Below are 25,851 nucleotides of genomic sequence, written 5' to 3' on the forward strand. Positions count from 1 at the left end.
GCGCGGGAGCGAAAGAGGGCCCGGCGGGTGCCTTTGGTCTACTCCTGCGAAATACTGGGGGAGCTGCGGCTTCTGTCGCTTCTGAAGAAAACTTTCAGCTCGTGGAAAGCCAGAAGGGCCCCTGACGTGCACAAGGCCGAAACCCCCGGAGGCGAACAGCCGGACGAGGAAAATGGTGTGGACCACGTCTTCCTCGATCTGGAACGGGAACTCGCCGTCTTCTACCGCCGGGCCCGCGGCATCGCGGCGGACATGGCCCGCCAGGTCGATCCCGGGCTCGAACCCGGCGCGTACGCCCTGCTCGCCCAACTCGAGGGCGGCGGACGGCGCGCCTCCGAACTCGCCGGCTACTTCAACATCGGCAAGGCGACCATCAGCCGGCAACTCCACGCCCTCGAAGAACTGGGCCTCGTCGACCGCGAACCCGACCCCGCCGACGGCCGGGCGGCGCTCGTGCGGCTCACGGAGGAAGGGCGGCGGCGGGTGCTGAGCGTACGGCGGGCGCGGCACGCGGAGTACGTCCAGCAGCTCGCCGGCTGGGACCCGGCCGAGGTCGCGGAACTCGCCCGGCTGCTGGGACGGTTCAACGAGCTGAACGCGGGCGGAGGCGGCGGCGGGCGGCGGTAGGGGCCCCTTCCCGCCTCGGCGCCGCGCCGTCCCGGGGTGCTGCCTTGGGTGCGCGGTCGCGAGTCGCCTCGGCCATCCCGGGCTTCCTGGCGCTCCAGGCCCCCGTCAGCCGTGTGCCGCCAGGTTCGCCGACATCTTCCGCAGCAGCGCCTTCGCCTCCTCCTGCTCCTCCGCCGTCAGCCCCATCGCCTCGTCCAGCGACGGCACCACGACGTTCGCCCTCCGGCGCAGCTCCGTGCCCTCCGGCGTGAGCGACACCTCCACCAGCCGCTCGTCATCGGCGCGGCGCTGCCGCGTCACCAGGCCGTTCGCCTCCAGCCGCTTCAGCAGCGGGGTCAGCGTCCCGTAGTCCAGGTGCAGGGCGGCGCCGAGGCTCTTCACCAGCGACGGGCCGTTCTCGTAGAGCGCGACCAGCACCAGGTACTGCGGGTAGGTCACGCCGAGCTTGTCGAGCAGCGGGCGGTACGCGTTCATGACCGCGCGCTGCGCGGAGTACAGGGCGAAGCACATGAATTCGTCCAGCTTGCGGAACTCGTCCTCGGTCCGCGGCGCCTCGGCCGCGGTGTCGGTGGTCGCCATACGGGCCCCTCTCTCTGCGCGTGCCGTCATCGTACCCATGGGGACGGTTCAAAAGTTAATAAGGAGCGATTGACTTGTGCACAAGGTAATCGTGCTCTAGTGTTGTGGGCATCGAGAGGGATCGACCCCCGGAGGAGCACCCGTCATGTCCGAGAACCGGAAGCCCGCCGCGTACACCCCCGCCGCTCCCGTCCTGGAGCCCGCCGCCGCAGCCTTCGCCGAGGCCACCGCCAACCCCCCGTACCTCTTCGACCTCGGCCCCGCCGAGGGCCGCAAGACCGTCGACGAGGTGCAGTCGGGCGAGATCGGGAAGCCCGAGGTCGCCGAGGAGTGGGTCACCGTGCGGGGCGGCCCGACCGGTTCCGTGCGGACCCGGATCGTCCGGCCCGCGGACGCCGCGGGGGAGTTGCCCGTGATCCTCTACCTGCACGGCGCCGGCTGGGTCTTCGGCAACGCCCACACCCACGACCGGCTCGTGCGCGAGCTGGCGGTGGGCGCGCGGGCCGCCGTGGTCTTCCCCGAGTACGACCTGTCGCCCGAGGCCCGCTACCCCGTCGCCATCGAGCAGAACTACGCGGTCGCCCGCTGGATCGTCACCGACGGCGCCGCCAACGGCCTCGACCCCGCGCGGATCGCGGTCGCGGGCGACTCGGTCGGCGGCAACATGTCGGCCGCCCTGACGCTCCAGGCAAAGGAGCGCGGGGACGTACCGCTGGTGCAGCAGGTGCTCTTCTACCCGGTCACGGACGCGAGCTTCGACACCGGTTCGTACCGCCGGTTCGCCGAGGGCTACTTCCTGCGGCGCGACGCGATGCAGTGGTTCTGGGACCAGTACACGACCGACGAGGCGCAGCGCGCCGAGATCACCGCCTCGCCGCTGCGGGCGAGCACCGAGCAGCTCGCGGGCCTGCCGCCGGCGCTCGTCATCACCGCGGAGGCCGACGTCCTACGGGACGAGGGTGAGGCATACGCGAACAAGCTCCGCCAGGCCGGGGTGCCGGTCACCGCCGCCCGCTACCAGGGTGTGATCCACGACTTCGTGATGCTCAACGCCCTGCGCGAGACCCACGCCGCGGACGCCGCCATCGGGCAGGCCGTTGCCGTCCTGCGCCGGGCGTTCGGCACCGAGTGAGTCCGTACCGCCGCTTCCCCCTGCTCCGTTCGGCCCGGGCGGCTCCCCAAGCCGCCCGGGCCGCGGGCCGTCCGGACTCGCCCGCCATCCGACATCTGCCGTCATCTGTCATCTGTCAGTCGGTGCTCGTCACTCGTCACTCGTCACTCGTCACCCATCGCTCGTCACAGCTCCACCAGCACCGCCGACGCGTCGTCGTGCACCTTCCCCCTGCGGTACCTGCTGCGGTCCGCATCCGCCGCCTCCGCCGCCCGTACCTCCGCCACCACGCCCTGCGGCCCGGCCTTCCGCACCCGCTGGAGCAGCGCCGTCCAGTCGCCGAAGCCGAACACCTCGGTCCAGCGCGTCACCCCGTCCGTCAGCGCCGCCAGCGCCGCCACCTCCGTACGCGGCACGCTGCCGGCCACCGCCCTCGCGGCGACCTCCGGGTCGGCGGCGGCGGTGAAGAAGCCGCCCTCGACGTTGCGCATCTCCTCCGCGGGACGGCTGCGCGGCACCTGCGACAGCCGCAGGTCGAGCACCGGCCGCACCGCCCCGTCCGGCCCCTCCAGCAGCAGCGCCGCGTCGCAGAGCACCAGGTGCTCCACCCTCTCACCGTCCCACCGTGCCGCCGCCACCGTGGCCTGCGGCGTCCGCCGGTGGCTGAGGTCGCAGGCCGGGCCGTGCGCCTCGGCGGTGCGGCGGATGGCCGCCGCCAGGCAATCCGCGAGCGGGGTCTCCCGGGCCCCCGCCAACTCCAGGAACGCGCCGCCTAGCCGCGCCACGAACCACGGCACCCCGTGGACGCAGCCGGTGTCCCCGTCCCGCGGCGGCGTCACGCCGTCCAGCACCACCACCGCCCCGCCCGTGCCGGACGCGGGCAGGGCCACGGCGGCGTAGTCCTCGTTCGGGGCGGGGGGTGCGGCGGGGTCGCTGGCCAGTTCGATGCGCATGATCCCAGTCTGCCCGTACGGACCGCACGGCCCGTGACGCCCGGCGGAAGGACCGGCGGCACCCCGGCAAAGCATGTTCGCTCGTTCGAGTGAGCACCGGGGCAAAGTCCGCCTGCATAGGACACCTGCTGCCAAGGTCGACCCGCGGGCCGAGGCGCAACCGGACTCAGCCACCAACAGTCCGAAATGCAAGGACATGGCGCCGCGGGACAAAGAGTCGAAGGAGGGCCATTGCGGACCCCCGTGCAGCCGGATCGGCAGGAGGGCAGGGGCGCCGGACACCGTCGCGGTGCGCACCCCGCGCCCCGCACCTCGCCGCGCGCCAAGGCGGCGTACCTCGTCGTCGGCGCCGCGGTGCTCGCGGCGGGCGCGCCCGGCCTGGTCGGCGCGCTCCGCGGCGTCAGCGGCGCGGACCCGGAGGAGCGACCGCAGGCGGCGAGCGCGCTGCACGTGCACGGTGCGCTGCTGGCGTTGTGCGCGGTGCTCGCGGTGGGCGTCGTCGTGTACGCGGCCCGCGGCACGCACGCCGCCGACGGCGCCGACACCGGCGAGGACGCCGCGGAGAAGGCGGCGGAACTCGCCGCCGTACGCGCGGAGCTGGCGGCCGCCAGGGAGAACCACGTCGTCGAGCGCGACTCGCTGCTCCGCGAGCGGGCGGCGCTCGCGGAGCGCATCGGCGGGCTCCAGGCCAGCGTCCAGGGCACGTTCGTCGGGTTGTCGCGCCGCACGCTGGGGCTGGTCGAGCGCCAACTGTCGTTCATCGACGAGCTGGAGGCGCACGAGCAGGAGCCCAGCACGCTGGAGACCCTCTTCAGGCTCGACCACCTCGCGGCCTGCATGCGCAGGCACAGCGAGAACCTGCTGGTGCTCGCGGGCGCCGACCACCGCGGCACGCGGCGCGCGAACGTCCCGCTCATCGACGTGCTGCGCGCGGCGGTCGGCGAGATCGAGTCGTACCAGCGGGTGGTGCTCTCCCCGGACCTGCCGCAGGTGCACGTCACGGGCTTCGCCTCCGGCGACGCGAGCCACCTGCTGGCGGAGTTGCTGGAGAACGCCACGTCGTGCTCCCCGCCGGAGTCCGAAGTGCTGCTGACCGGGCGGATGCTGGGGACGGGCGATCTGCTGCTCGTCGTACGGGACGAGGGCATCGGCATCAGCCCGGCGGCCCGGGTCGACGACCTCAACGCCCGGCTCGCGGACACCGACCCGGGCCCGGCGCCGCGGGAGGCGCTGGGGCTGGGGCTGTACGTGGTCGCGCGGCTGGCGGCACGGCACGGGGTGGCCGTGGAGCTGCGGCTGCGGGACCGGGGGGTGGACGCGGAGGTCCGGCTGCCGGGGCGGCTGCTGGTGGGCGGCGCGGTGGACGGTACGGACGATGACGCGGGGTTCGCGGGAGCCTCCGGCGCGGTCGGCGGCGGCGACGCCGCGGGACTCGCGGGAGCGGGAGCGGCGGGCGGCGGTGCCGGGCCGGGCGGTGGTGCCGCGGGGCTCGCGGGAGTCGGCGCGGCCGGCGGTGGCGGCGCCGGGTCCGCCGGTGGCGCGGCCGGGACGGTGGGCGGTGCCGGCGGCGTTGGTGCGGGTGGCGTTACCGGTGGTGGTGCGGCGGCCGGTGGTGCGGGGCGTGCCGTGCCGGTGCCCGCGGCGCGCGGCGCCCGGCCGGAGCCCGGTCCGCGCACGGACGCGGAGAGCCGGGGCGTACGGGACGGGGGTGCGGCGCCCGTACGGGTCGGGCCGCAGCGCTCCGGCCCGCCGCCCGGCGGCGGCGTACGGCCGGTGCCGCCGCCGTTCGCGCCGGCCCGGCCCGCGGCCGCACCGCGGACCGGCGGATGGGTGCGTGCCGAGGCGGGGATGCTGCCGCGGCGCCGGCCCGGCAGCACGGTCTCCGGCGGCGCGGTGGCGCCGCCGCGGCACGGTACGGCGACGGGCACCCCCGTGCCCGCCGGCGCCGGGTCGGCCGCCGGTGCGGCGGTGCCCGGTGAGGCACCCGCCCGTGCGGTCCCCGCCCAACCCGCGCCCGCCCACGAGGCGCCCGCCCACGCGGCGTTCGAGCATCCCGCGCCCGGCCACCCGGCCGTCCTCCACCCCGCCCCCGGCCACCCCGCGACCGGCCATCCCGCCACCGGTCCCGCGGCGCTCAGCCCCGTACCGGCCGGGCGGGCCGCCGTCCCCGGTCCTGCCGCCGGTGCCCCGCCCGCCCGTGCCGTCGCCCCGCAGCGCGGCACCGAGTCGCCCGGCGGGTGGCCCGCGGCACCGGTGCGGGCCGTGGTCGCCGTGCCCGCGCAGGCCGAGCGGCGGGGCGTGGACGCGCGGGAGGTGCGGCGGTTGCTCGGGGGGTTGCAGCAGGGGTCTCGGGACGGGCGGCGGGCCGCCGCCGCGGAGGCCGCGACATGGGACGCGAAGGAGCAGGGAGCCAGTACGTGAACAGCACACAGGAACACCGGGACACCATCAGCAGCCTGCGGTGGATGCTCGACAACTTCACCGCCGAGGTGCCCGGCGTACGGTCCGTGGTCGTCGTCTCCGTCGACGGGCTGCCCCTCCTCGCCGCCCCGCCGCAGTCCGCGTCGGCCGGGGAGCAACTGGCCACCGTGGTCTCCGGCATCGGCGGGCTCACCAACGGGGCCGCGGACGTCATGGACGGCGGCAGGGTGAAGCAGACGATGGTGGCGATGGAGGACGGCTGCCTGGTGGTGATGGAGGCCGGGGACGGCTCGCTGCTCGGCGTGCTGACCGAGCCGGACTGCGACCTGAGCGTGGCCGCGTACCACATGGAGCTGTTCGTCGGCCGCGTCGGCCACGTCCTCACCCCGGGGCTGCGCGGCGAGCTGACCGGCTGAGCGCGCCGCCGTCAGCCGGGGCGCACGGCGCCGCGCAGGGGGCGGATGGTGACGGGGACGACCCGTACCCGCTGGCCCGTGCGCGGTGCCTCCACCACCCGGCCGTGCCCGAGGTAGAGCGCGACGTGCGAGGCGTCGCGGTGGTACACGACGATGTCCCCGGGCCGCATCGCGGTGAGCGGCACCCGGCGCAGCTCCCGCCACTGCCCCCGCGCGGTACGGGGGATGCGGACGCCCGCCTCGCGCCAGGCCCGCTGCGTGAGCCCGGAGGAGTCGTAGGCCCGCGGCCCGCCGGCGCCCGCGCGGTACGGCTTGCCCACTTGGTCGAGGGCGTACGAGACGGCCCGCCGTCCGGCGCGCGACGGCTCCCGCTCCGCGGCGCCCCACGTACCCGGCCGCCGTGGCCGGTCCGTACCGCCGGAAGCTTCCGGGCGGGCCCCGCCCGGCTTGCCGTCCGCCACCGCGTCCGGGCCGCCGCCGTCCGCCCCCTCCGGGGCCATCAGCTCCCGCCGGTCCTCCTCCGCTCCCCGTACCTCCAGCCGGTCGAGCGCCGCCAGCTTCGCGGGTGTCAGCTCCGCGAGTGCGTCGGCCACCTCGGTCAGCCGGTCGTCCACGCGGTCCCGGCGCCGCTTGCGTTCGCCCGTCAGCTCCCGCTGCCGGTCGAGCGCCTTCCGCGAGGAGGCGGTCAGCGCGCCGAGCCGCTTGGCGCCGGACTCCAGCCGGGTCACGACGGCGGCCTGGTTGCCGATGGCGCGGCTGATGACCTGCTTGCGGTCGAGCGCGGTCTCGGTGTCGCGGGCGAGAAGGAGTTGCAGGTACGGGGCGAGCCCGGGGCCCCGGTACTGGGCGCGGGCGAGGAGTCCGGCGCGGCGGCGCGCGGTGGCCAGGTCGGCGCGGGTGCCGGCGAGGTCGCCGGTGAGCCTGGCGGTCTCGGCGCGGGCGTCCTTCAGGTCCTCTGCGGTCGCGTGGTACGCCTCGGTGGCGCGCTCGGCCTGCCCGTGGAGGGTCTGGAGCCGGGTGAGCAGTTCGCCGAGCGGGGCGTCGGCGGCCGGTTCCGCGCCGTCGGCCGCCGGTGCCGCGGGACCCGGGGCGGGGCCGGCGGCGCCGTCCTGACCGGCGGGGCCGGCGGCGTCGGCTGCATCTGCCGCTTCCGGTACGTCCGGTACGTCCGGCACGGGCGCCGCGTCGGCGGGCAGGGCCAGCACGGCGGCGAGGAGGACGGCGGAGGCGGCGGTGAGGGCGGGGCGGGGGGTGCGCGACATGTACGCAAGGCTTCCCCCGCGACCGCCGCGTTCCCGTCGGCACTGGGCGAAACCGAGTAATACCATCACCCGTGAGGATTGACGGCCCGTCAGCGCGACCAGGGCCACTTGCGCCGCTCGGGCACGCCCTCCGGGTCGTACGTGTACACCCATCCCCGCGGCAGCTTCAGCCGCGGGCTGAGGTTCGCCGGCTCCAGCCGGTAGACGTGCACGGCCGGCGGGCCGCCCTCGGGGTCGGGCACCGGCACCTCGTACACCTTCGGCGGCCGGCCCGTCGCGCCGACGTGCACGGCGAGCGTGCGGCCGTCCAGCGGGCCGCCGACGAACGCGGTGTCCTCCGTGCGCACGGCGCTCAGTCCTCGCCGAGCAGGTGGCCGGCGTCGGGCAGGAACGGCGCGATGCGGCGGACGAGGTCGCCCGCGGGTCCTTCGGCGGTCTCCAGCTCCAGCGCCCGGCGCAGCACCCGGCCGCATTCCTCGTCGCCCGCGGCGGTGGCGACGAGCAGCGCGATGAAGTGGTCCACGAGCCAGCCGCGCAGCTCGGGCAGCGGCGGCTGCTTGCCCTCGTCCAGCCAGATCAGCGAGGCGCCCTCGACCGCCGTGATCCACGTGCGGATCATGGTCAGCAGCCGGTGTCCCGGCTCGGGCACGCCGATGTGCAGCAGGATCTGCTCGGCGGCGGAGCGGCGGACCTCGTCCACGATGGCGGTGGTGCGGCTGGTCTGGACGACGCTGCCGCCCTGGAGGAGCGCCTTGAAGCCGGCGTCGTGCTCGTCGACGAAGCCGAGGTAGCTGTCGAGGGCGCGGGTGAGGCGGCGGGTGAGCGGGCCCTGCTGGGGCTGGCGGAAGCAGAGCTCCAGCTCGTCGGCGGCGCTGCGCAGGGCGGCTTCGTAGAGCTGCTGCTTGCCGCCGGGAAAGTAGCGGTAGACCAGCGGGCGGGAGACCTCCGCGGCGGCGGCGACGTCGTCGAGCGAGACGTCCTCGGGGGCGCGGTGGGCGAAGAGGCCGAGCGCGGCGGCGAGCAACTGGCTGCGGCGCTGGGAGACGCTCAGCCTGCGGTACGCGACCGCCGGCGGGGGCGCGGCGGGGCGGGCTCCCCGGTCGGACGCAGTGCTCATGTCCGGCAGCGTAGCCCGCCGGGCCGGGGTCGGCGGCCCCGGCCCGTTCAGGCCAGCAGGCCGGAGCTGCGCCACAGTCTGCGTCCGACGCCCCGGAGCACGCCGATGTCGTCGAGGAAGTCGGTCAGCCGCTTCGCGCCCGTCTGCATCACCTCGCGCCGGTGCGGGCTGGCCTTCACCTGCGCGACCGCCTCGGCGCGGTTCAGGCCCGCGTCCGTGTAGACCTGCGGGTTGACGAAGGAGACGGAGAAGACCCGGGCGGCCTCACCGGAGGTGAGCCGGGTGAAGTTCCGCTCCCAGCGGGGCGCGGTGAGCATCTGGCGGCGCAGCTCCTCGCGCGCGTACCGGACGTGCCGTGCCTCCTCCACGACGTGGATCCGGGTGACGCCGCGCACCAGCGTCTGGACCCGCTCGTCGGGGAAGACGAGCCGCTGCATCCAGTCGAGGATCTCCTCGCCGAGGAGGGTGGCGGTGAAGGAACCGGGGGTGGTGGAGACGGTCTTGAGGACGCGCGCGAGGTTGTGGTGGAAGCGGCTGACGGGGTAGGGCTCCGCGCCGCCCTTGGTGATCATCCGGGCGAACATCATGGAGTGCCGGCACTCGTCGGCTATCTCGGTGAGGGCGTAGCGCACGTGGTTGCTGGTGACCGGCTTGTCGTAGATGTGCCGGACGAGCAACTGCATGAGGATGATCTCGAACCAGATGCCCAGCGAGGCCAGCGACGCCGCCTCCAGCCGGGCCAGCTCCCTCCGCTGCTCCTCGGGCATCCGCCGCCACATGGGGGTGTCGTAGAGGGAGACCAGTTCGGGCGGCCAGAACCACTTGCCCTCTTCGACCGGGGCGTCCCAGTCCAGTTCCTTGTCCGGGTCGAAGGAGTGCTTCTCCGACGCCGCGAGGAGCCGTTCCGCGACCTTCTCGCGGTCCTTGAGCGGGCCGAGCGCGTCCGTCAGCGCGAGGTGCCCCGTCGTCGTGGTCATCGCGTCTCCTGGGAGAGTTACCGGCGGTCACCTCTTATGAGACAGCTTGTCAGCAAGCCCGTCAATGCCCCCGACGCGTCCGGTCGACGCGTGAGTAAGGTGCCAACGGGCGGGCGGCGGGCGTCACTCGACGGTGACGATGCACGTGACCCGGCCGTTCGAGCGCTCGGCCTGCTGCTCGCACTCCTCCCGGTTCTCCTCGCTGCTGGAGGCCAGGAGCCAGAAGACGGCGCCGCCGACGACGAGGAAGATCAGGCCGATGACGATGCCGATCAGAATGTCCTTCACGGCGGTCATCGTAAGAAGCGCGCCCGGGGAGCCCTCCCGGCTGCGCGACGGCAGAAGAGCCCCGCCGCGCCGGCCGGTTCAGCGCAGCGCCGCCCGCATCACCCCGCGCGCGACCGGCGCCGCGCTGCCGCCGCCGTTGATGTCCGCGCGGTCCGCCTCCGCGTCCTCCACGACCACCGCCACCGCCACCCCCGGCACCGCCGTCCCCGGCCGCTGCGCCCAGGAGATGAACCAGGCGTACGGGCTCTCGGAGTTGTCCACCCCGTGCTGCGCCGTGCCGGTCTTGCCGCCGACCGTCAGCCCGTCGATCGCCGCCGGCCCGCCGGTGCCGTCGCTGACCGCGTCGATCATCATCTGCCGCAGCAGCGCCGCCGTCCCCGGGGTCATCACCGTCTCCTCGTACGCCGGGCGGGTCCGCGCCACCGTCTCGCCGCCGGCGTCCGCGAGCCGGTCCACCAGGTACGGGCGCATCGACCGGCCGCCGTTGGCGACCGTCGCCGCGACCCGTGCCATCTGCAGCGGCGTCGCCCTGGTGTCGTACTGCCCGATGGCCGACAGGGCGACCTGCGCCGGGTCCATCCGCGTGTCGACGTGGCTCGGCAGCACGGGCGAGGGGAGGGAGAGGCCGCCGTCGTTGAAGCCGAACGCCTCCGCGGTCTCCACGATCCGCCGGGTGCCGACCGTCGCGCCGAGCTTCGCGAACACCGTGTTGCACGACTCCGCGAACGCCTCCCGCAGCGGCGCGTCGGCGCAGCCGCTCGCCTCATTGCGCAGGAGCGTGGTGCTGCCGATGAGCCGGTACGGGTTCGGGGTGCGGGTCGGCGCGTCGATGTCGGTGACCCTGCCGGACTCCAGCGCCGCCACCGCCGTGATCACCTTGAACGTGGAGCCGGGCGGATACGTCTGCCGGATCGCCCGGTTGAGGAGCGGCTGGTCGGGGTCGCCGGTGAGCCGGTCCCAGGCCAGCGCGGTGGCGGGGGAGTTGCCGGAGAGCAGCGCGGGGTCGTAGCCGGGGCTGCTGACGAGGGCGAGGACGCGGCCGGTGGCGGGTTCGAGGGCGACGACGGCGCCCTTGCGGCCGCGCAGCCCGCGGAACGCGGCCTTCTGCACGGCCGGTACGACGGTGGTGTGCACCTGGCCGCCGGGCCGGCGGCTGCGGGTGAGGTCGCCCCAGAGCGGCAGCGGGGCGAGCCGGCCGTCGGTGCCGGCGAGGACGCCGTCCTCGGTGTCTTCGAGGAGGGTGGCGCCGTAGAGCTGGGAGGCGAAGCCGGTGACGGGGGCGTAGAGGCGTCCGTCGGTGTACGAGCGCTCGTAGCGCAGGCCCTGGCGGGTGTCCTCGGAGCCGGTGAGGCGGCGGCCCGCGGCGTAGATGTCGCCGCGGGGCTGGGCGTAGCGCTCCAGGGCGTGCCGGCGGTTGGCCGGGTTGGCGTCGTACTCGGGGGCGTTGAGCACCTGGACCCGGGCGGCGCCGACGAGGAGGCCGAGGAAGAGCAGCAGGCTGCAGGCGGCGGCGATGCGGGTGTTGCGGATCACCGGCTGCCGTCCGCGGGGCGCGCCTCGTCGATGACGGGGACGACGAGGGGGACGGTGGCGGGGGCCGTCGCGGCGGCGGGTTCCGGTTCCGGCCGCGCGGGTGCGGCCTCCGGCGCCGGGCGCTCCTCCGGCGGCGTACGGGCCTCGTCGCTGAGCCGTACGAGCAGCGCGACGATCACCCAGTTCGTCACCACGGAGGATCCGCCCTGCGCCAGGAACGGCGTGACCATCCCGGTGAGCGGGACCATCCCCAGTACCCCGCCGGCGATCACCACCACCTGCAGCGTGATGATCGCGGCCAGGCCCGCGGCGAGCAGCGCGCCGAACGGCTCGCCGATGGCGATGGCCGTGCGGTAACCGCGGGCGACGAAGAGGGCGTAGAGCAGGAAGAGCGCGGTCAGTCCCGCGATCCCCAGCTCCTCGCCCGCGGTGGCCAGGATGAAGTCCGACTTGCCGGCGAAGCCGATCAGCAGCGAGTGCCCCTGCCCGAGCCCCGCGCCCAGCGCGCCGCCCGCCGCGAACGCGAAGAGCGACTGCGCCAACTGCCCGGGCCCATGCCCCTCCTCGATGGCGCGGAACGGCGACAGCCAGTCCTCCACCCGCGTGTGCACGTGCGGCTCCAGCGCGCCGACGGCCGCCGCCCCCGCCGCGGCCAGCAGCAGCCCGACGGCCAGCCAGCCGAGCCGCCCGGTGGCCACGTACAGCATCGCCACGAAGAGGCTGAAGAACAGCAGCGAGGCGCCGATGTCCCGCTCCAGGATGAGCAGCACCAGGCTGATGCCCCAGACCGCGACGATCGGCCCGAGCACGCGCCGCGGCGGCAGCAGCAGGCGGCGGATGCGCGGGCCGCTGGTGAAGGTGAGGGCGTGGCGGTTGGCGGCGAGGTAGGAGGCGAAGAAGACCGCGAGCAGCACCTTGGCGAACTCGCTGGGCTGGAGGGAGAGACCGCCGATCCGGATCCAGATCCTGGCGCCGTTGACGGCGGGGAAGAGGATCGGCGCGGCCATCAGGCACAGGGCGGTGAACGCGTACTTCGCGGCGCGGGGGCGCAGGTCGCGGTGGTCGCGGAGGAAGAGCAGGACGCCGGCGAAGAGGGCGACGCCCACGGTGGACCAGAGGAGTTGGGTGGGCGCGGCGCGGTCGCCGGGGGTGTCCTGGTCGAGGCGGTGGATGAGGACCAGGCCGAGGCCATTGAGCAGCAGCGCCACCGGCAGCAGCACGGGGTCCGCGCGGGGGGCGCGGAAGCGGACGACGAGGTGGGCGGCGAGGGCGAGCCCGGCGAGGCCGCCGAGGTGGGTGGCCAGGCCGGCGGGGAGGGCGCCGGAGGTGGCGTAGCCGACGTTGGCGTAGCCGTAGGCGATGACGCCGACGGCGCAGACCAGGAGCCCGAGTTCGGCGCCGCGGCGGCGGGGGCGGGGCACGGGGGGCGGCGGCGTGGCCAGCCGCCGGGCACGGCCCGGCGGGCGGAGGGCCTGGGCCGGGTCGGTGGCGGTGGTCATGCGGGCAACGTAACAAGCGGTGGCCGATTTGCCGGGTATGCCGGGGGTGGGGTGGGTCGCGCGGGCGGCGGGTCCCGGGCGCGGGTGCCCTCTCCGGCCGTACGGGGCGGGGCGCCGGACCGCCGCGGGTCAGCCCTCGGCCCGTACCGCCTGCGCGAAGCGGTGCGCGACCTGCTGCCAGACCTGCGCCGACTCCTGTTCGTCGCGGTCCGCCTCGGTGCGCAGCCGGACCGGGTCGAAGCCGCGGGCGCGGATGGACTCGTCGCTCCAGGCGTGCACGCGGTCGGCGCCGGCCTCCGGGTGGAACTGCACGCCCCACGCCCGGGCGCCGTAGCGGAACGCCTGGTGCGGGCAGCGCTCGCTCTCCGCCAGCCACACCGCGCCCGCGGGCAGCTCCGTGATGGCGTCGACGTGCCGCTGGACGGCCGTCACCCGCGGCGGGAGCCCGGCGAAGAGCGCGTCCTCCGCGGCCTCCGGGCGCAGCGCGATCGGCGTGCTGCCCAGCTCCGGCTCGCCGTGCGAGGCGGTGACCCGGCCGCCGGCGACGTGGGCGAGGAGCTGGCCGCCCTGGCAGACGCCGAAGACCGGCACGTCCCGCTCCAGCGCCTCGGCGACCAGCTCGCGCACCGCCGCCAGCCACGGCATCGCCACGTCGTCGTCGGGCATGGGGCCGCCGCCGAGCGGCAGGATCGCGGCGTGGTCGAGGCGGCGGGGGAGGGGCGCGCCCGCGTAGGCGTGCACGACGTCGAGGGTGACGCCTTCCTGCTCCAGCCACGCGCCGAAGCGGCGGGGGCCGCCGCCGCGGCCGTTCTGCACCACGAGAACCTTCGTCATGGGTGCGATTCTCGGTCGGCTACGCGCGCGGGGCATCGGCGGGGGTGGCCTGCGGCGGGATCGCGTCTGCGGGTACGGCGTCGTCGGGCTCGGCGTCGGCGGCCTCCGCGTCGGCCGGGACGGCGTCGGAAGGCACCGCGTCCGCCGGTTCCGCCGCCGGCTTCGCCGCCTCCCCGAGGGCGATGACGACCTTGCCCGACGTGAGGTCTATCGGCCCGCGGTGCGGATCGCCCGAGCCCACGTCGTCCACGACGAGCTCCATCCGCTCGCGCGCCCGCCGGGCGTGGGCATGGCTGGGCGCGAACAGCTCCGCAACGATGTTCATCCCCGCGCCTCCCGCGACTCGGCTCGTCCGGAGAACGCCGCGGCCCGCGGAACCGTTCCCGCCGCGCCGCCTCAGGCCGTCAGCCAGCCGCCCGAGACGTCCACGTCCGTGCCCACGACCGGCGCCGCCGCGGACGAGCCCAGCCACATCATCACCGCGGCCATCTCCTCGGCCCGCACGATGCGCCGGATCGGGTAGTCCTGCGCGATCTCCTCGTACGTCAGGTCGAACGCCTCCGCCGCCCGCCGCAGCATCGGGGTGTCCACCGCCCCCGGGGCGAACGCCGTCACGCGCACACCCTCCGGCGCGTACTCCAGCGCGGCGACCTTGGTGAGCGACGCCACCGCGTGCTTGCTGGCGTTGTACGGGGAGATGGTCGCGAAGCCGACCTCGGCCGAGATCGACGCCGTGTTGACGACGACCCCGCCTCCCTGCTCCAGCATCTGCGGGATCTCGTACTTCATGCAGAGGAACGTCCCGGCGGCGTTGGTGCGCCACACGTCCTCCATGTCCGCGAGCGTCTGCTCGTGCAGCCGCACCGCGCGCGGGCTCTCGATGCCCGCGTTGTTGTACGCGACGTCGACGCGCCCGTACCGCCGCACGCAGCCGTGCACGAAGTCCCGTACCTGGTCCTCGTGGCGCACGTCGGCGCGCATGTACGTGGCCTCGCCGCCCGCGCGGCGGATGTCCGCCTCGATCTCGCGGCCGAGCCGGGCCCGGCGGCCGCAGAAGAACACCTTCGCGCCGCGGGCCGCCAGCGCGCGGGCGGCGGCCTCGCCCATGCCGGACGTGGCGCCGGTGACGAGCACCACCTTGCCGTCGAACTCACCGTCCCCGGTGCTCTTCTCCCCGGCGGCGGCCGGGGCGGCGGCCCGCGCGGTGCCGGTCCCGGCGGCGCCCGCGGCCAGCCCCGCGGTCAGGCCGGCGGCGCCGGTCCTGAGCAGGGCGCGTCTGGACGCGGGCCGGCCGGCGGCGCGTTCGGAAGCGGGGCGTTCGGAGGCGGGGTGTGCGGCCGCGGGCCGGGCGTCGTCGGTCTCGTGTGCGGGCATGGGCCGGCTCCTCTCCGCGGTACGGGCGGGGCCGTGCGGCCCCGCCCGTACCGGTTCGTGTTCGGGTCGGGACCACCGAAACACCGGAGTTCCGGGCCGGTCCAATGCCTGCACCCATACGCTTCCGGCATGGATGAGCAGCCGGCCGCCGGGGTTCCCGCGGCGGACGTGGACACGCGCGTGCTGCGTTACTTCCTCGCCGTGGCCGCGCGGTTGAGCTTCACGGAAGCCGCGCGCGAGCTGTACGTCACCCAGCCCTCGCTGAGCCGGCAGATCCGCCGGCTGGAGGCCGACCTGGGCGCCGAGCTGTTCGAACGCGCCGGGCGCGAGGTGCGGTTGACGGCGGCCGGCGAGGCACTGGTGCCCGCGGCCCGCCGGGTCACCGGCGAGTGGGCGGCGGCGGTGCGCGAGGTCCGTACCGCCGCGGCGGCGGCCCGCGACGTGCTGCGGCTCGGCTTCGTCGCCACCGGCGCGGGGCCGCTGGGGCTGCGGGCGCGGGCGGCCTTCGCCGCGCGGCGGCCCGGCACGGTGCTGGAACCCAAGCGGTTCGACTGGGGCGGCGAGGCCGAGGGCCTGCGCCGCGGCCTGGCCGACGTAGCGTTCGTCTGGCTGCCCGCCGACCTGACGGGGCTGCACGCGCGCACCGTCGCCACCGAGCGCCGCTGGGTCGCCCTCCCGCGCGCGCACGCGCTGGCCGCGCGGCCGGACGTGGGCATCGCGGACCTCGGCGACCAGCAATTGATGTGGACGCGCAGGGCGCCGAAGGCGTGGGTCGACTGGTGGGCGGTCAACCCGCGCCCCGACGGCTCCGAGCCGCTGTGGGGGCCGGAGAACGACAACGTCGAGGAGATGCTGGAACGGGTGGCGGCGGGCGGGGCGGTGTGCTTCGCCGCGGAGTCGATGACCACGTACTACACGCACCCCGAGCTGGTCTGGCGGCCGGTGCGCGACATCGAACCGCTGCGGATCGCGGTGGCCTGGCCGCGGGAGCGGACGAGCCCGCAGGTCGCGGACTTCCTGGCGGCGGTACGGGAGTGCGTCCGCGACCCGGAGGCCCACGCCTGAGCCCTCAGCCCTCCGGCGCCCCCGCCCCCACCCCCACCCCCGCCCCCGGCTCCTGCTTCTCGTAGCGCTCGCGGGCCGCGTGCACCTCCTCGATGTGCTCCTCCGCCCAGTCCTTCACGGCGGTGAGGAGCCCGCCGAGGCTGCGGCCGAGCGGCGTCAGCTCGTAGTCGACGCGGACCGGGACGGAGGGCGTGACGGCGCGGGTGAGGATGCCGTCGCGCTCCAGGGTGCGCAGGGTCTGGGTGAGCATCTTCGGGCTCACGCCGGCGATCTTCCGGCGCAGGTCGCTGTAGCGCCGCGGGCCGCCGGCCAGGGCGGCGACGACGAGGCTGACCCACTTGTCGCTGAGGCGGCCGAGGAGCTGGTTGGTGGGGCAGTCGCGCATGAACGCGTCGTACGCGGAGCGCTCCTGCTCGCGCCGCTGGGCCGCCGTCATGGTCGCCATGGCTCTCCTCCGGGTGGCCTAGGCACTCTCAGGTAACTACTTACTGAAAGATACCAACTCTTCCTAGGGTTGCGGCGGCGGAGAACGGTACCGATCAGGGAGAGACAGGTCATGCGTGCTGCAGTGGTGGTGGAGTTCGGCGGCCCCGAGGCCGTGACGATCGCCGACGTGGAGGCGGTCGAGCCGGGCGCGGGGCAGGTGCGGATCAAGGTGGCCGCGGCGGCGGTCAACCCCGTGGACGCCGGCACGCGCGCCGGTGCCTTCGGCGCCGCGCCGGGCGGGGCGTATACGGGACTCGGCTGGGACGTCGCGGGGACGGTGGACGTGGCGGGCGCCGGATTCGCCGCGGGCGAGGCGGTGGTGGCACTCGTGCACGGCGTGGCGAAGCCGCTGGGCTCGCACGCCGAGTACGTGGTCGTGGACGGCGCGGCGGCGGCCCCGGCACCGGCGACGGCGGACGCCGTGCATGCCGCGACGCTGCCGCTCAACGCGCTCGCCGCCGATCAGGCGCTGGGCCTGCTGGACCTCGCGCCGGGCAGCTCGCTGCTGGTCACGGGTGCGGCCGGGGCGCTCGGCGGGTACGCGATCCAGCTCGCCGCCGCCCGCGGCGTCGCGGTGACGGGGCTGGCCCGCGAGCCGGACGAGGAGCTGGTCCGCGGCCTCGGCGCGGCGTTCACGACGAAGCCGGCCGCCGCCGGCTACGACGCCGTGCTCGACGCGGCGGTGCTCGGCGGCGAACGGGCCCTGCCCTGGACCCGCGACGGCGGCGCGTTCGCCGCGGTCATCCCGCACACCGCGCCGCCCCCGGTCCGCGGCATCCGCACGGCGGCCCTCGATGTCCGCGCCGACGGCCCGCGGCTGGCGGAGCTGGCCCGGCTCGTCGACGACGGCGTGCTGACGCTCCGGGTCGCCGGCACGTACGACCTGGCCGACGCCCCGAAGGCGCACGCCCGGCTCGCGGAGGGCGGGATACGGGGGCGGCTGGTGCTGGTGCCGTAAGAAGGGGACGCGCTGCCGTAAGGGGCAGGGCACCGGGAACGAGCCCCTTACCCAGGCCCGTTGCCCGCCCCCGGCGGGACCCCGGCGCCCCTGCTCAGCCCGCGGCCCCGAGCCGCGCGGCGATGCCGTCGCGGAGCGCGGCCGTCCGCTGATCGCCGTAGCCGGCGAGCAGGGCGAGCGCCCTCTCCCAGTGGCCGCGCGCCCCGGCCGGATCCTCCGCCCGCACCGCCGCGGCGAGGCCGTCGAGCGCGACGGCCTCGTGCCAGGGGTCGCCCAGCTCGTGAAAGCGGGCGGCGGCCCGGCGGTGGCAGGCGGCGGCCTCGTCGGCGCGGGCGAGCGCCCGGCAGGTCTCACCGGTCCCGTGCCAGGCGAGCGCCTCGCGGCCGCCGTCGCCGATGCGGCGGTGCAGGGCGGCCGCCCGGTCGTACGTGGAAAGGGCCTCGCCGAAGAGCCCGTTGGCCTGCTGCGCCGCCCCCAGGGCCAGCAGCCGCAGCCCCTCCGACGTCGACTTGCGGCGCCGTACGGCGATGTCCACGGCGCGCCGCGCCGACTCCAGGGCCGCGGCCGGTTCACCGCGCTCGCGCTGGATGCCGCTGAGCGTGCGCAGCACGCGCCCCTCGCCGAGTTCGTCACCCAGGTCCCGGTAGGCGGCCAGCGCCCGGCGCGCGCAGTCGTCCGCCGGGGTGAGGTCACCCGCGTCGTAGTGCGCGGCGGCGAGGTTGGCCAGCTCGACGGCCACCCATCGGGGCAGGTCCAGCTCCCGGTAGGCGTCCAGTGCCCGGGCGAAGTGGGTGACGGCGGCGTCGGGCCGCCTGCGGGCGAGGCAGACGAGACCCACCGAGTTCAGCGCGGCGGCCTCGTCCTTCCGGTCCCCCAGCTCGCGGCGGAGGGCGAGGACCTGGCGATGGCACTGCTCGGCCTCCGCGAGGCGGTTGGCACGCCGGTGCGCCTCGCCCAGGCACCGCAGCACCCACGCCTCGGCGTTCCGGTCGCGCAGGGCGCGGCTCGACGCCAGTCCGAGCCGTGCCGTCTCGGACCACGCGGCGAGGGGCGCGGCGCGGATCGAGCCGCGCCACTGCACGACGGGGAGCTGCCAGGCGAGGGCGTGGAGTTCCGCCGCGGCGGCGGCCCGCGCGGCGGCGTGGACGTTGACGCGCTCGCGTTCCGTCCAGTCCACGGCCGCGTCGTAGTCCGTGAAGGACAGGGGAGCGGCGCCGTCCTCGGGCGCGGGCAGAGGCAGCTCGATCCCGTCGGTGCGGACCCATGCGCGTGCCGTCTCGGCGGTCAGCAGATACCAGGTCAGTACGCGCCTGAGCGCGGTGTCCCGTTCGTCCGGCGGCATCTCGGCGTGCGCCCGGTCGGCGGCGTACGCGCGCAGCAGGTCGTGGAGTTCGAACCGGTCGGGGGCGGTCTGCTCCAGCAGGTGGACGCCGACGAGCGCGTCGAGCAGCCGCCGGGTCTCGGGCGGCGAGTCCGCGGCCAGCGCGGCGGCCGCCGCGAGGCTGAAGTCCGGCCCGGGGTGCAGGCCGAGGAACCGGAAGAGCCGGGCCTCCGGCTCCGGCAGCGCCTGATAGGACCAGGCGAAGACCGCGCGGACCCCGTCCTCCTCCTCGTCGTCTCCCATGCTGAGGGTTTCCCACAGCGACGACTCGTCCCGCAAGCCGTCCAGCAGATCGCCCAGGCTCAGATGCGGACGGCTGACCGCCCGTTCCGCCGCGACCCGCAGGGCGAGCGGGAGCCGGGCGCAGAGCCGCGCCAGCTCCGTCAGTCCGGGTGCGTCGTCCCCGGCGCGGCGCCCCGCCGTGGTGGCGCGGAGCAGGGCGACCGCGTCGGGCTCCGGCAGGGGGCGCAGCGTGAGTTGGCGGGCGCCGTCGCGTACGGCCAGGCCGTCGAGGCGGCGGCGGCTGGTGACGAGCGTGAGGCAGCCGGGGCCCGCGGAGAGCAGCGGGCGGACCTGGGCCGCGGAGGCCGCGTTGTCCAGCACGGTCAGCACCCGGCGGCCGGCGAGGTGGGAGCGGTACAGCGCCCCCGCGGCGTCCGGTTCCGCGGGGATCGCCGGGGCCGGGACGCCGAGGGCGCTGAGCATCCGGTGCAGCGCCTCAACGGGCGGCAGCGGCCGGCCGGGTCCGTAGCCGCGGAGGTTGACGTGCAACTGCCCGTCGGGGAAGCGGGCGGCGATCCGGTGGGCCCAGGTGAGCGCGAGGGAGGTCTTGCCCACCCCGGCCGTCCCGGTGACGACGGCCAGGGCGGGCGCGCCCTCCGCCGCGGCGAGTATGCCGTCCAGGTCGTGCAGCTCCGCCGCCCGGCCGGTGAAGTCGCGGGGTGCGGCGGGCAGTTGGCGGGGGACCGGGACGCCGGGTTCCGGGGGAGGAGGCCCGGCGTGGTGGACGTGCAGGCCGCCGCTGATGTCGCGGGCCTGGATCACGGCACCCGCGGTTCCGGACATCTCGGAGCGGGTGGCGCCCGAGCGGTCGCCTTCACCCTCCGCAGGGCGTGTCACGGCAGGGCGAGGACGCAGAACTCGTGGTCCTCCGGGTCGGTCAGGCAGGTCCACGGGGCGTCGCCCTGGCCGACGTCGAGGTCGCGGGCGCCGAGGGCGCGCAGCCGGGCCACCTCCGCCTCCTTGTCGTCGCCGGGGTACGGCAGCAGGTCGAGGTGGATCCGGTCGGGGGCGGTCTTCGGGTCCGGGACGCGGAGGAGTTCGAGGTACGGGCCCGTGCCCGCGGCGGCGCGGAGCACCCCGTGCTCGTCGCTCACCTCGTGCACCTTCCAGTCCGTCGCCGCGCCCCAGAAGCGGGCCATGGCCCGCGGGTCCGCGCAGTCGACGACCACCGCGGCGACCGGCCCGGTGTCCCGGTAGACGTCCCGCGGCTCCAGCACGCAGAACTCGTTGCCCTCCGGGTCGGCGAGCACCGTCCAGGGCACCTCCGCCTGGCCCACGTCCACGGGGGCCGCGCCGAGCGCACGGAGGCGGTCGACCAGCTCCTCCTGGTGGGCCGCCGAGAGGGTGGCGAGGTCGAGGTGCACGCGGTTCTTCGCCGCCGTCTTGGGTTCCGGTACGGGCACGACGTCGATGCCGAGGACGGCCGGGTGCGGCCACCGGAGGCCGCCCGCGGGGGCGACGTAGGTGGTGGCGCCGGACGCCTGCACCTCCCAGCCGAGCGCCTCCGCCCAGAACCGGCCGACCGCCGGGTGGTCGACGGCCTTGATGTTCACCTGGACGGGTCGCAGAGGCATACCGGCGATCCTATGCACCCGTGTCGTGCGTGGCGGCTCGCTTCTGAAAATCGAACACACGTATGATAGCGAGTCGTGAGCGACTACGAGTTTCCGGAGGAGTTGCTGCGGGCGAAGCGGGAGTGGTTCGCCGTCGCGCAGCGGTTGGAGGAGTTCCCGCTGCGCCCGTACACGGACAGCGCGGGCGTCGAGCACCGGGCCGGCAGCGGGTGGACACCCGAGCTCGACCGGCAGGAGACGGTGCTGCGGAAGAGGTTCCGCGACCTGTCCATCGAGATATCCATCCACCCGTTCTGGGAGACGCTGAACGGGGGTACGGTCGCGGCGCGGATGGCGCTGCGCGAGGCGGCACGGCCGCCGGGCGGCTGAGGGCCGGGGGCGGCGGGCCGGCCCCGGACAGCCGTCCGGGCGGGCGGGAAGTCCGCCCGCCCCGGGGGCGGTTCGACGGGGTGCGGGTCTACGGGTGACGCGGCCGGGCCGCGCTCAGCCGCGTACCGGCTCCGGGGCGGGCGCTGTGCCGTCGCCGGTGGCGTCCGGTCCGGCGGCGTCCGGCGCCTCGCCGTCCTGTGCCGGCTCCTGCGGCGCCGTGCCCGTCGGCGGGACGTGGTTCAGGAGGCGTACGGCCAGGACCGCCACCCCCGCGAGCAGCACCGCCGCGATGACCGCCGCCACATGCATTCCGCTCACGTACGCCTCCCGCGCCGGCGTCAGCAGCGCCTCCGCCGTCCGCGCCGGCAGGTCCGCCGCCGCGGTGGCCGCGCCGGTGATGCCCTCCCGGGCGGCGTCCGCCGCCGGGCCCGGGGTGCCGGCCGGCATGCCGTCCTCCATCTGCCCGCGGTAGACGATCGTGCCGATGCTGCCCAGGGTCGCGATGCCCAGCGCGTAGCCGAACTCGCCGCTGGTCTCGTTCATCGCCGCCGCCGAACCCGCCTTCTCCGGCGGCGCGGAGCTGACGACCAGGTCGGTGCCGAGGGTCACCAGCGGCCCCGCCCCCAGGTTGATGAGCGCGAACCCCGTGACGACGTACGGCAGTCCGCCGGACACGTCGGCCACGACGAGCAGCAGCAGGCCCACGACGGAGACGCAGAGCCCGCCGCCGATGAGCCGGGCCGGGCGGACGTAGCGGGCCGCGACGGGGGCGAGGCCGAAGCTGAACCCCGAGGCCGCCACCGCGGGCAGCATCCACAGGCCCGCCTTCAGCGGCGTGAGCCCCTGCACCATCTGCAGGTACTGCGTGATGAACAGCATCAGCGCGCCCATGAGGAACGTGCCGGCGAACATCCCGCCGAGGGCGGTGCAGAAGGCCCGGTTGCGGAAGAGCCGCAGGTCCATCAGCGGGTGCTCCAGCCGCTGCTGGCGGCGGACGAAGACGGTCCCGAACGCCCCGCCCGCCGCGAGCGCCGCCAGCGGCACCGGTGCCCAGCCGTCCTTCGCCAGCTCCTTCACCGCGTACACCAGCGGCAGCACCGCCGCCAGCGACAGCGCCACGCTCGCCAGGTCCAGCCGGCCCGCCCCGGTGTCGCGGTACTCGGGCAGCACGATCGGGCCCAGGACCAGCAGCAGCACCATCGCGGGCACCCCGAGCAGGAACGCCGAGCCCCACCAGAAGTGCTCCAGCATCGCCCCGCCGACCAGCGGGCCGATCGCCGCGCCGCCCATGAAGCACATGAACCAGACGCCGATGGCGGCCGACCGCTGCCGGGGGTCCCGGAACATGGTGGTGATCAGCGCCAGCGTCGACGGCGCCAGCGTCGCGCCCGCGATGCCGAGCAGGGCGCGGGAGGCGATCAGCATCTCCGGGCCGGTGGAGTACGCGGCGACGACGGAGGCGACGCTGAACGCCGCCGCGCCGGTGAGCAGCAGGCGGCGGCGCCCGATGCGGTCGCCGAGGGTGCCCATCGTGACGAGGAAGCCGGAGAGCATGAACCCGTAGATGTCCATGATCCAGAGCTGCTCGGTGCTGCTCGCCCCGAGGTCGGCGCTGAGGTGGGGCAGGGCGAGCAGCAGGACGAAGACGTCGATGGAGATGAGCAGGACGGGCAGCGCGAGCACCGCGAGCCCGATCCACTCCCGCCGCCCGGCCCGATTCGCGATGTCGGTGGCCATGAGGTGTGCTCCTTGTCGGAAACGACCGTCCGGCGCCCCCTTCGGGCGCCTCTCACCCGTGCGTCGAGCGAGCGGGACGGATTTCGACAGCGGAGCGGCGGAAATCCCGAATGTGAGGCGGATCACATGGCATGCCTCAGAGGCGGACCGCCGCGCCCGTCACGTGCACCCGGGGATCGCCCGCGCGCAGCTCCACCTCCAGCAGCGAGGGGCTGCCCATGTCGTGGCCCTGGTGGAGGGTGAGCCGGTCCTGCCCGGCGGCGAGGCCGAGTTCGCGGAGGTACGCGCCGAAGGAGGCCGCCGCCGCGCCGGTGGCCGCGTCCTCCACGACGCCGCCGACGGGGAACGGGTCGCGGACGTGGAAGACGGCGGGGGACTCGCGCCAGACGAGCTGGACGGTGGTGAGGTCCAGCTTCTCCATCAGGGCGCGCAGCCGGCCGAAGTCGTAGTCGAGGTCGGCGAGACGGGCGCGGGTGGCGGCGGCGAGGACGAGGTGGTGCGCCCCGGCGAAGGCGATGCGCGGGGGCAGCGCGGGGTCCAGCTCGGCGGCGGACCAGCGCAGCGCCGCCAGCGCCTCGGCGACGTCGGCGTCCGCGGCCTCCCGGACGTGCGGCTCGACGCTGCTGAGCGTCGCCTTCAGCACCCCGTCCGCCTCGGTCACCGCCACCGGGACCCGGCCGGGCCGGGTGTGCAGCGCGAAGTCGCCGGCGCCCAGGCGCTCGGCGAGCGCGACGGCGGTCGCGACGGTGGCGTGGCCGCAGAAGGGGACCTCGGCGGCGGGGCTGAAGTAGCGGGCGGTGAACGACCGGCCGGCGCCGGCCTCGTCCGCGGGGCCCGGGGTGAGGAAGGCGGTCTCCGAGTAGCCCACGTCGGCCGCGATGGCGGCCATCCGCTCGTCGGAGAGCCCGGCGGCGTCGAGGACGACACCGGCCCGGTTGCCGCCGGCGGGGTCGGTGCTGAAGGCGGTGTAACGCAGTACGTCGGTCATGCAGGGGCAACCCGCGGCGGTGCGCTCGGTGTTCCCGCAGGTACGCGGCGGTGCCGGACGGACGCCGGGGGCGGCCGGGGCGGCGGGATCCGGGTCACCAGCTCGCAAGCACGGGCGGGCCCGGTTCGTACCGCCGCCAGGCTTCGTTGAGGCGGCCCAGCCGGGCCGGGTCGGCGATGCCGCGCACCAGCGCGATCTTCCCGTGGGCGAGGTCGAACGTCACGGCGCCGAAGACCTTGCCGCCCACCACGAAGAGGATGGCCGGGCCGCCGTTCACGTGCGCGGAGTGGACGGCGGGTATGCCGCCCGCGAAGTGCCGTTTCGCGGCCGAGGAGGCGAATCCCGCCCGGGCGACGGCGGCGATCCGCCGCGGGGTGTCGTACCGCAGCATCGTCCCGGTCAGGCCGGCGCCGTCGGAGATCGCCGTCGCGTCGTCGGTGAGGAGTTCCACCAGCCGTTCCGTACGGCCCGAGGCGGCGGCGGTGAAGAACTCCTCGGCGATCCGCAGGGCGACCGCCGGATCGACCTCGCCGCCGCGGTGGCGCGTGGCGGTGACACGGCGGCGGGCCCGGTGCAGGTGCTGCTGGCTGGCGGATTCGGAGACGCCGAGGATCCCGGCGATCTCGGCGTGGCCGTAGGAGAAGGTCTCGTGCAGGAGGTAGACGGCCCGCTGGACGGGCGACAGTCGTTCCATGAGGGTCAGGACGGCGAGCGACACCGACTCGCGCTGCTCGAAGGTGTCGGCGGGGCCGAGCACCGGGTCGCCGTCGAGGACCGGTTCCGGCAGCCAGGCGCCGACGCTGCGTTCGCGGCGGGCGCGGGCCGAACGGAGCCGGTCGAGGCAGAGGTTGGTGACCACCTTGGTCAGCCACGCCTCCGGCACCTCGATCCGCCGCCGGTCGGCGGCCTGCCAGCGCAGGTACGCGTCCTGCACGGCGTCCTCGGCATCGGCGGCGGACCCCAGCATCCGGTAGGCCAGCGACAGCAGCCGGGCCCGGCCGGCCTCGAACCGCCCGGTGTCGAAGCGGTCGGTCGCGGTGCCGTCCATGCGCTCCACCCTAGATCCTCCCTCTCCCGGGGCCGGTGCCGCGCTCGCGGCCGGCGGCTCGCCCGCCGGACGCCGCGGCCCGCCGGCCGCGCTTGACCTCATGCCGACATGAAGTCGCAGCATGGCGTCCATGTCCACGAACCAGGAAGCGGTGGCAGCGCACCGCGACACCGAAAACCTGCTGGCCGTCATCGATGCAGCGGACCGGATGCCGGGCGCGACCCGGCTGCGGGACCGCTCCTACGAACTGCTCGCCCCCGCCCCGGGCTCGACCGTCGTCGACGTCGGCTGCGGCGCCGGCCGGGCCGTCGCCGAGCTGACCGGACGCGGCGTCCGCGCGGTGGGAGTGGACCCCAGCCCGCGGATGCTCGCCGCGGCCCGGGAGCGGTGGCCGGAGGCCGAGTTCCGGGCGGCCGGGGCGGAGGAACTGCCGTTCGCCGACGAAAGCGTCCACGGTTACCGCGCCGACAAGGTCTTCCACGTCCTCCGGGAGCCGGAGCGCGCGGTGGCGGAGGCGCGGCGGGTCCTCCGCCCGGGCGGCCGGATCGTCCTCGTCGGGCAGGACTGGGACGCCCTCATGATCGACTCGGACGACGCCGCGCTCACCCGCACGATCGTGCACGCCCGCGCCGACCTCCTGGGCGCGCCCCGCGCCGGCCGCCAGTACCGCGGCATGCTCCTGGCCGGGGGCTTCGCCGACGTCACGGTCGAGGTGCACACCAGCGTCTTCACCGACCCCGCGATGCTGCCCCTGGTCGCGAGGCTCGCGGGTCCTGCCTGCGAGAGCGGCGCCGTCGCCCGGGACCGGGCGGACGCGTGGCTCGCGGAACAGCGCAGGCGGGCCGAGGCCGGCCGGTTCCTCGTCGCCGTGCCCGTCTTCGTGGCCGCCGCGTCCGCCTGAACCGCCGTCCGGCTGTCCGGAACCCGGGCCGTGCGGGACCTCCGCGGCACCGGCGGCCGCCGTCCGGTACA

The 25,851-nt window shown here is 75.7% G+C and carries 26 protein-coding genes; 8 read left to right on the forward strand and 18 right to left on the reverse strand.

From position 1 onward, the window contains the following. Positions 1-177 precede the first annotated feature (177 nt). Positions 178-627, forward strand: a complete 450-nt coding sequence (locus DMB38_RS24970; protein WP_125939254.1) for a MarR family transcriptional regulator — start codon at positions 178-180, stop codon at positions 625-627. Between the two features lie 105 nt (positions 628-732). Here the strand turns inward: DMB38_RS24970 and DMB38_RS24975 are convergent, their stop codons facing one another. Continuing rightward, positions 733-1,206 (reverse strand): MarR family transcriptional regulator, encoded by a 474-nt coding sequence (locus DMB38_RS24975; RefSeq protein ID WP_125937031.1) that lies wholly within the window; start codon positions 1,204-1,206, stop codon positions 733-735. Positions 1,207-1,351: 145 nt separating this feature from the next. On the opposite strand from DMB38_RS24975, the gene DMB38_RS24980 reads away from it, so the two are divergent. Continuing rightward, positions 1,352-2,338: an alpha/beta hydrolase gene (locus DMB38_RS24980; protein ID WP_125937032.1), complete on the forward strand. Its 987-nt coding sequence runs from the start codon at positions 1,352-1,354 to the stop codon at positions 2,336-2,338. Positions 2,339-2,502: 164 nt separating this feature from the next. On the opposite strand, the gene DMB38_RS24985 is transcribed toward DMB38_RS24980, so the two are convergent. Beyond that, positions 2,503-3,270: a protein phosphatase 2C domain-containing protein gene (locus DMB38_RS24985; RefSeq protein WP_125937033.1), complete on the reverse strand. Its 768-nt coding sequence runs from the start codon at positions 3,268-3,270 to the stop codon at positions 2,503-2,505. Positions 3,271-3,501: 231 nt separating this feature from the next. Here DMB38_RS24985 and DMB38_RS24990 point away from each other — a divergent pair, with 231 nt between their 5' ends. Beyond that, positions 3,502-5,691 carry an ATP-binding protein gene (locus DMB38_RS24990; protein ID WP_125937034.1) on the forward strand — a complete coding sequence of 730 codons (2,190 nt, stop codon included), beginning with the start codon at positions 3,502-3,504 and terminating at the stop codon, positions 5,689-5,691. Beyond that, positions 5,688-6,107, forward strand: coding sequence for a roadblock/LC7 domain-containing protein (locus tag DMB38_RS24995; RefSeq protein WP_047018019.1), 420 nt, complete (start codon positions 5,688-5,690; stop codon positions 6,105-6,107). Before DMB38_RS24990 ends, DMB38_RS24995 begins: the two co-directional genes overlap by 4 nt. Positions 6,108-6,118: 11 nt before the next feature. On the opposite strand, the gene DMB38_RS25000 is transcribed toward DMB38_RS24995, so the two are convergent. The 10 genes from DMB38_RS25000 to DMB38_RS25040 all read right to left on the reverse strand — a co-directional run bounded on the left by DMB38_RS25000 (position 6,119) and on the right by DMB38_RS25040 (position 14,991). Beyond that, positions 6,119-7,369, reverse strand: a complete 1,251-nt coding sequence (locus DMB38_RS25000; protein WP_125937035.1) for a C40 family peptidase — start codon at positions 7,367-7,369, stop codon at positions 6,119-6,121. An 89-nt stretch (positions 7,370-7,458) separates the two neighbouring features. Beyond that, on the reverse strand, positions 7,459-7,716 hold the full coding sequence (locus tag DMB38_RS25005) for a hypothetical protein (protein ID WP_125937036.1): 258 nt from the start codon (positions 7,714-7,716) through the stop codon (positions 7,459-7,461). 5 nt (positions 7,717-7,721) lie between these two features. Then, positions 7,722-8,486, reverse strand: coding sequence for a TetR/AcrR family transcriptional regulator (locus tag DMB38_RS25010; protein ID WP_047018022.1), 765 nt, complete (start codon positions 8,484-8,486; stop codon positions 7,722-7,724). A 47-nt stretch (positions 8,487-8,533) separates the two neighbouring features. Further along, positions 8,534-9,463 (reverse strand): diiron oxygenase, encoded by a 930-nt coding sequence (locus DMB38_RS25015; protein ID WP_125937038.1) that lies wholly within the window; start codon positions 9,461-9,463, stop codon positions 8,534-8,536. A 123-nt stretch (positions 9,464-9,586) separates the two neighbouring features. Continuing rightward, positions 9,587-9,751, reverse strand: a complete 165-nt coding sequence (locus DMB38_RS36240) for a hypothetical protein (protein ID WP_164715894.1) — start codon at positions 9,749-9,751, stop codon at positions 9,587-9,589. Between the two features lie 78 nt (positions 9,752-9,829). Beyond that, positions 9,830-11,284: a penicillin-binding transpeptidase domain-containing protein gene (locus DMB38_RS25020; RefSeq protein WP_125937039.1), complete on the reverse strand. Its 1,455-nt coding sequence runs from the start codon at positions 11,282-11,284 to the stop codon at positions 9,830-9,832. Next, positions 11,281-12,783 (reverse strand): FtsW/RodA/SpoVE family cell cycle protein, encoded by a 1,503-nt coding sequence (locus DMB38_RS25025; RefSeq protein WP_125937040.1) that lies wholly within the window; start codon positions 12,781-12,783, stop codon positions 11,281-11,283. The genes DMB38_RS25020 and DMB38_RS25025 overlap by 4 nt, the downstream gene beginning before the upstream one ends. A 129-nt stretch (positions 12,784-12,912) precedes the next feature. After that, complete coding sequence (locus tag DMB38_RS25030) at positions 12,913-13,617, reverse strand: type 1 glutamine amidotransferase (RefSeq protein ID WP_125937041.1); 705 nt, start codon at positions 13,615-13,617, stop codon at positions 12,913-12,915. Positions 13,618-13,636: 19 nt separating this feature from the next. Further along, a complete protein-coding gene (locus tag DMB38_RS25035) occupies positions 13,637-13,942 on the reverse strand; it encodes a DUF6191 domain-containing protein (protein WP_125937042.1) in 306 nt (101 codons plus the stop codon). Positions 13,943-14,013: 71 nt separating this feature from the next. Next, entirely contained in the window at positions 14,014-14,991 is a 978-nt protein-coding gene (locus DMB38_RS25040; protein WP_125937043.1) for an SDR family NAD(P)-dependent oxidoreductase, read from the reverse strand. Positions 14,992-15,120: 129 nt separating this feature from the next. On the opposite strand from DMB38_RS25040, the gene DMB38_RS25045 reads away from it, so the two are divergent. After that, positions 15,121-16,056 carry a LysR family transcriptional regulator gene (locus tag DMB38_RS25045; protein ID WP_125937044.1) on the forward strand — a complete coding sequence of 312 codons (936 nt, stop codon included), beginning with the start codon at positions 15,121-15,123 and terminating at the stop codon, positions 16,054-16,056. 4 nt (positions 16,057-16,060) lie between these two features. Here DMB38_RS25045 and DMB38_RS25050 read toward each other — a convergent pair whose 3' ends face one another. Next, positions 16,061-16,501, reverse strand: coding sequence for a helix-turn-helix domain-containing protein (locus DMB38_RS25050; protein ID WP_125937045.1), 441 nt, complete (start codon positions 16,499-16,501; stop codon positions 16,061-16,063). A gap of 111 nt (positions 16,502-16,612) precedes the next feature. On the opposite strand from DMB38_RS25050, the gene DMB38_RS25055 reads away from it, so the two are divergent. Then, the gene (locus DMB38_RS25055; protein WP_125937046.1) at positions 16,613-17,500 is read left to right on the forward strand and encodes a zinc-binding dehydrogenase; all 888 of its coding nucleotides are present in this window, start codon (positions 16,613-16,615) and stop codon (positions 17,498-17,500) included. A gap of 94 nt (positions 17,501-17,594) precedes the next feature. On the opposite strand, the gene DMB38_RS25060 is transcribed toward DMB38_RS25055, so the two are convergent. Further along, on the reverse strand, positions 17,595-19,946 hold the full coding sequence (locus DMB38_RS25060) for a tetratricopeptide repeat protein (protein ID WP_125937047.1): 2,352 nt from the start codon (positions 19,944-19,946) through the stop codon (positions 17,595-17,597). 50 nt (positions 19,947-19,996) lie between these two features. Then, the gene (locus tag DMB38_RS25065) at positions 19,997-20,737 is read right to left on the reverse strand and encodes a VOC family protein (RefSeq protein ID WP_125937048.1); all 741 of its coding nucleotides are present in this window, start codon (positions 20,735-20,737) and stop codon (positions 19,997-19,999) included. A gap of 75 nt (positions 20,738-20,812) precedes the next feature. On the opposite strand from DMB38_RS25065, the gene DMB38_RS25070 reads away from it, so the two are divergent. Beyond that, a complete protein-coding gene (locus DMB38_RS25070) occupies positions 20,813-21,106 on the forward strand; it encodes a hypothetical protein (protein WP_125937049.1) in 294 nt (97 codons plus the stop codon). Positions 21,107-21,220: 114 nt separating this feature from the next. Here the strand turns inward: DMB38_RS25070 and DMB38_RS25075 are convergent, their stop codons facing one another. The 3 genes from DMB38_RS25075 to DMB38_RS25085 all read right to left on the reverse strand — a co-directional run bounded on the left by DMB38_RS25075 (position 21,221) and on the right by DMB38_RS25085 (position 24,879). Beyond that, entirely contained in the window at positions 21,221-22,843 is a 1,623-nt protein-coding gene (locus tag DMB38_RS25075) for an MFS transporter (protein ID WP_125937050.1), read from the reverse strand. 136 nt (positions 22,844-22,979) lie between these two features. Further along, positions 22,980-23,831 carry a PhzF family phenazine biosynthesis isomerase gene (locus DMB38_RS25080; RefSeq protein WP_125937051.1) on the reverse strand — a complete coding sequence of 284 codons (852 nt, stop codon included), beginning with the start codon at positions 23,829-23,831 and terminating at the stop codon, positions 22,980-22,982. Between the two features lie 94 nt (positions 23,832-23,925). Continuing rightward, positions 23,926-24,879, reverse strand: a complete 954-nt coding sequence (locus DMB38_RS25085) for a sigma-70 family RNA polymerase sigma factor (protein ID WP_206337739.1) — start codon at positions 24,877-24,879, stop codon at positions 23,926-23,928. 130 nt (positions 24,880-25,009) lie between these two features. Here DMB38_RS25085 and DMB38_RS25090 point away from each other — a divergent pair, with 130 nt between their 5' ends. Next, a complete protein-coding gene (locus DMB38_RS25090) occupies positions 25,010-25,780 on the forward strand; it encodes a methyltransferase domain-containing protein (protein ID WP_125937053.1) in 771 nt (256 codons plus the stop codon). Positions 25,781-25,851: the final 71 nt, after the last annotated feature.

This window comes from Streptomyces sp. WAC 06738, assembly GCF_003945505.1.
Lineage (GTDB): Bacteria > Actinomycetota > Actinomycetes > Streptomycetales > Streptomycetaceae > Streptomyces.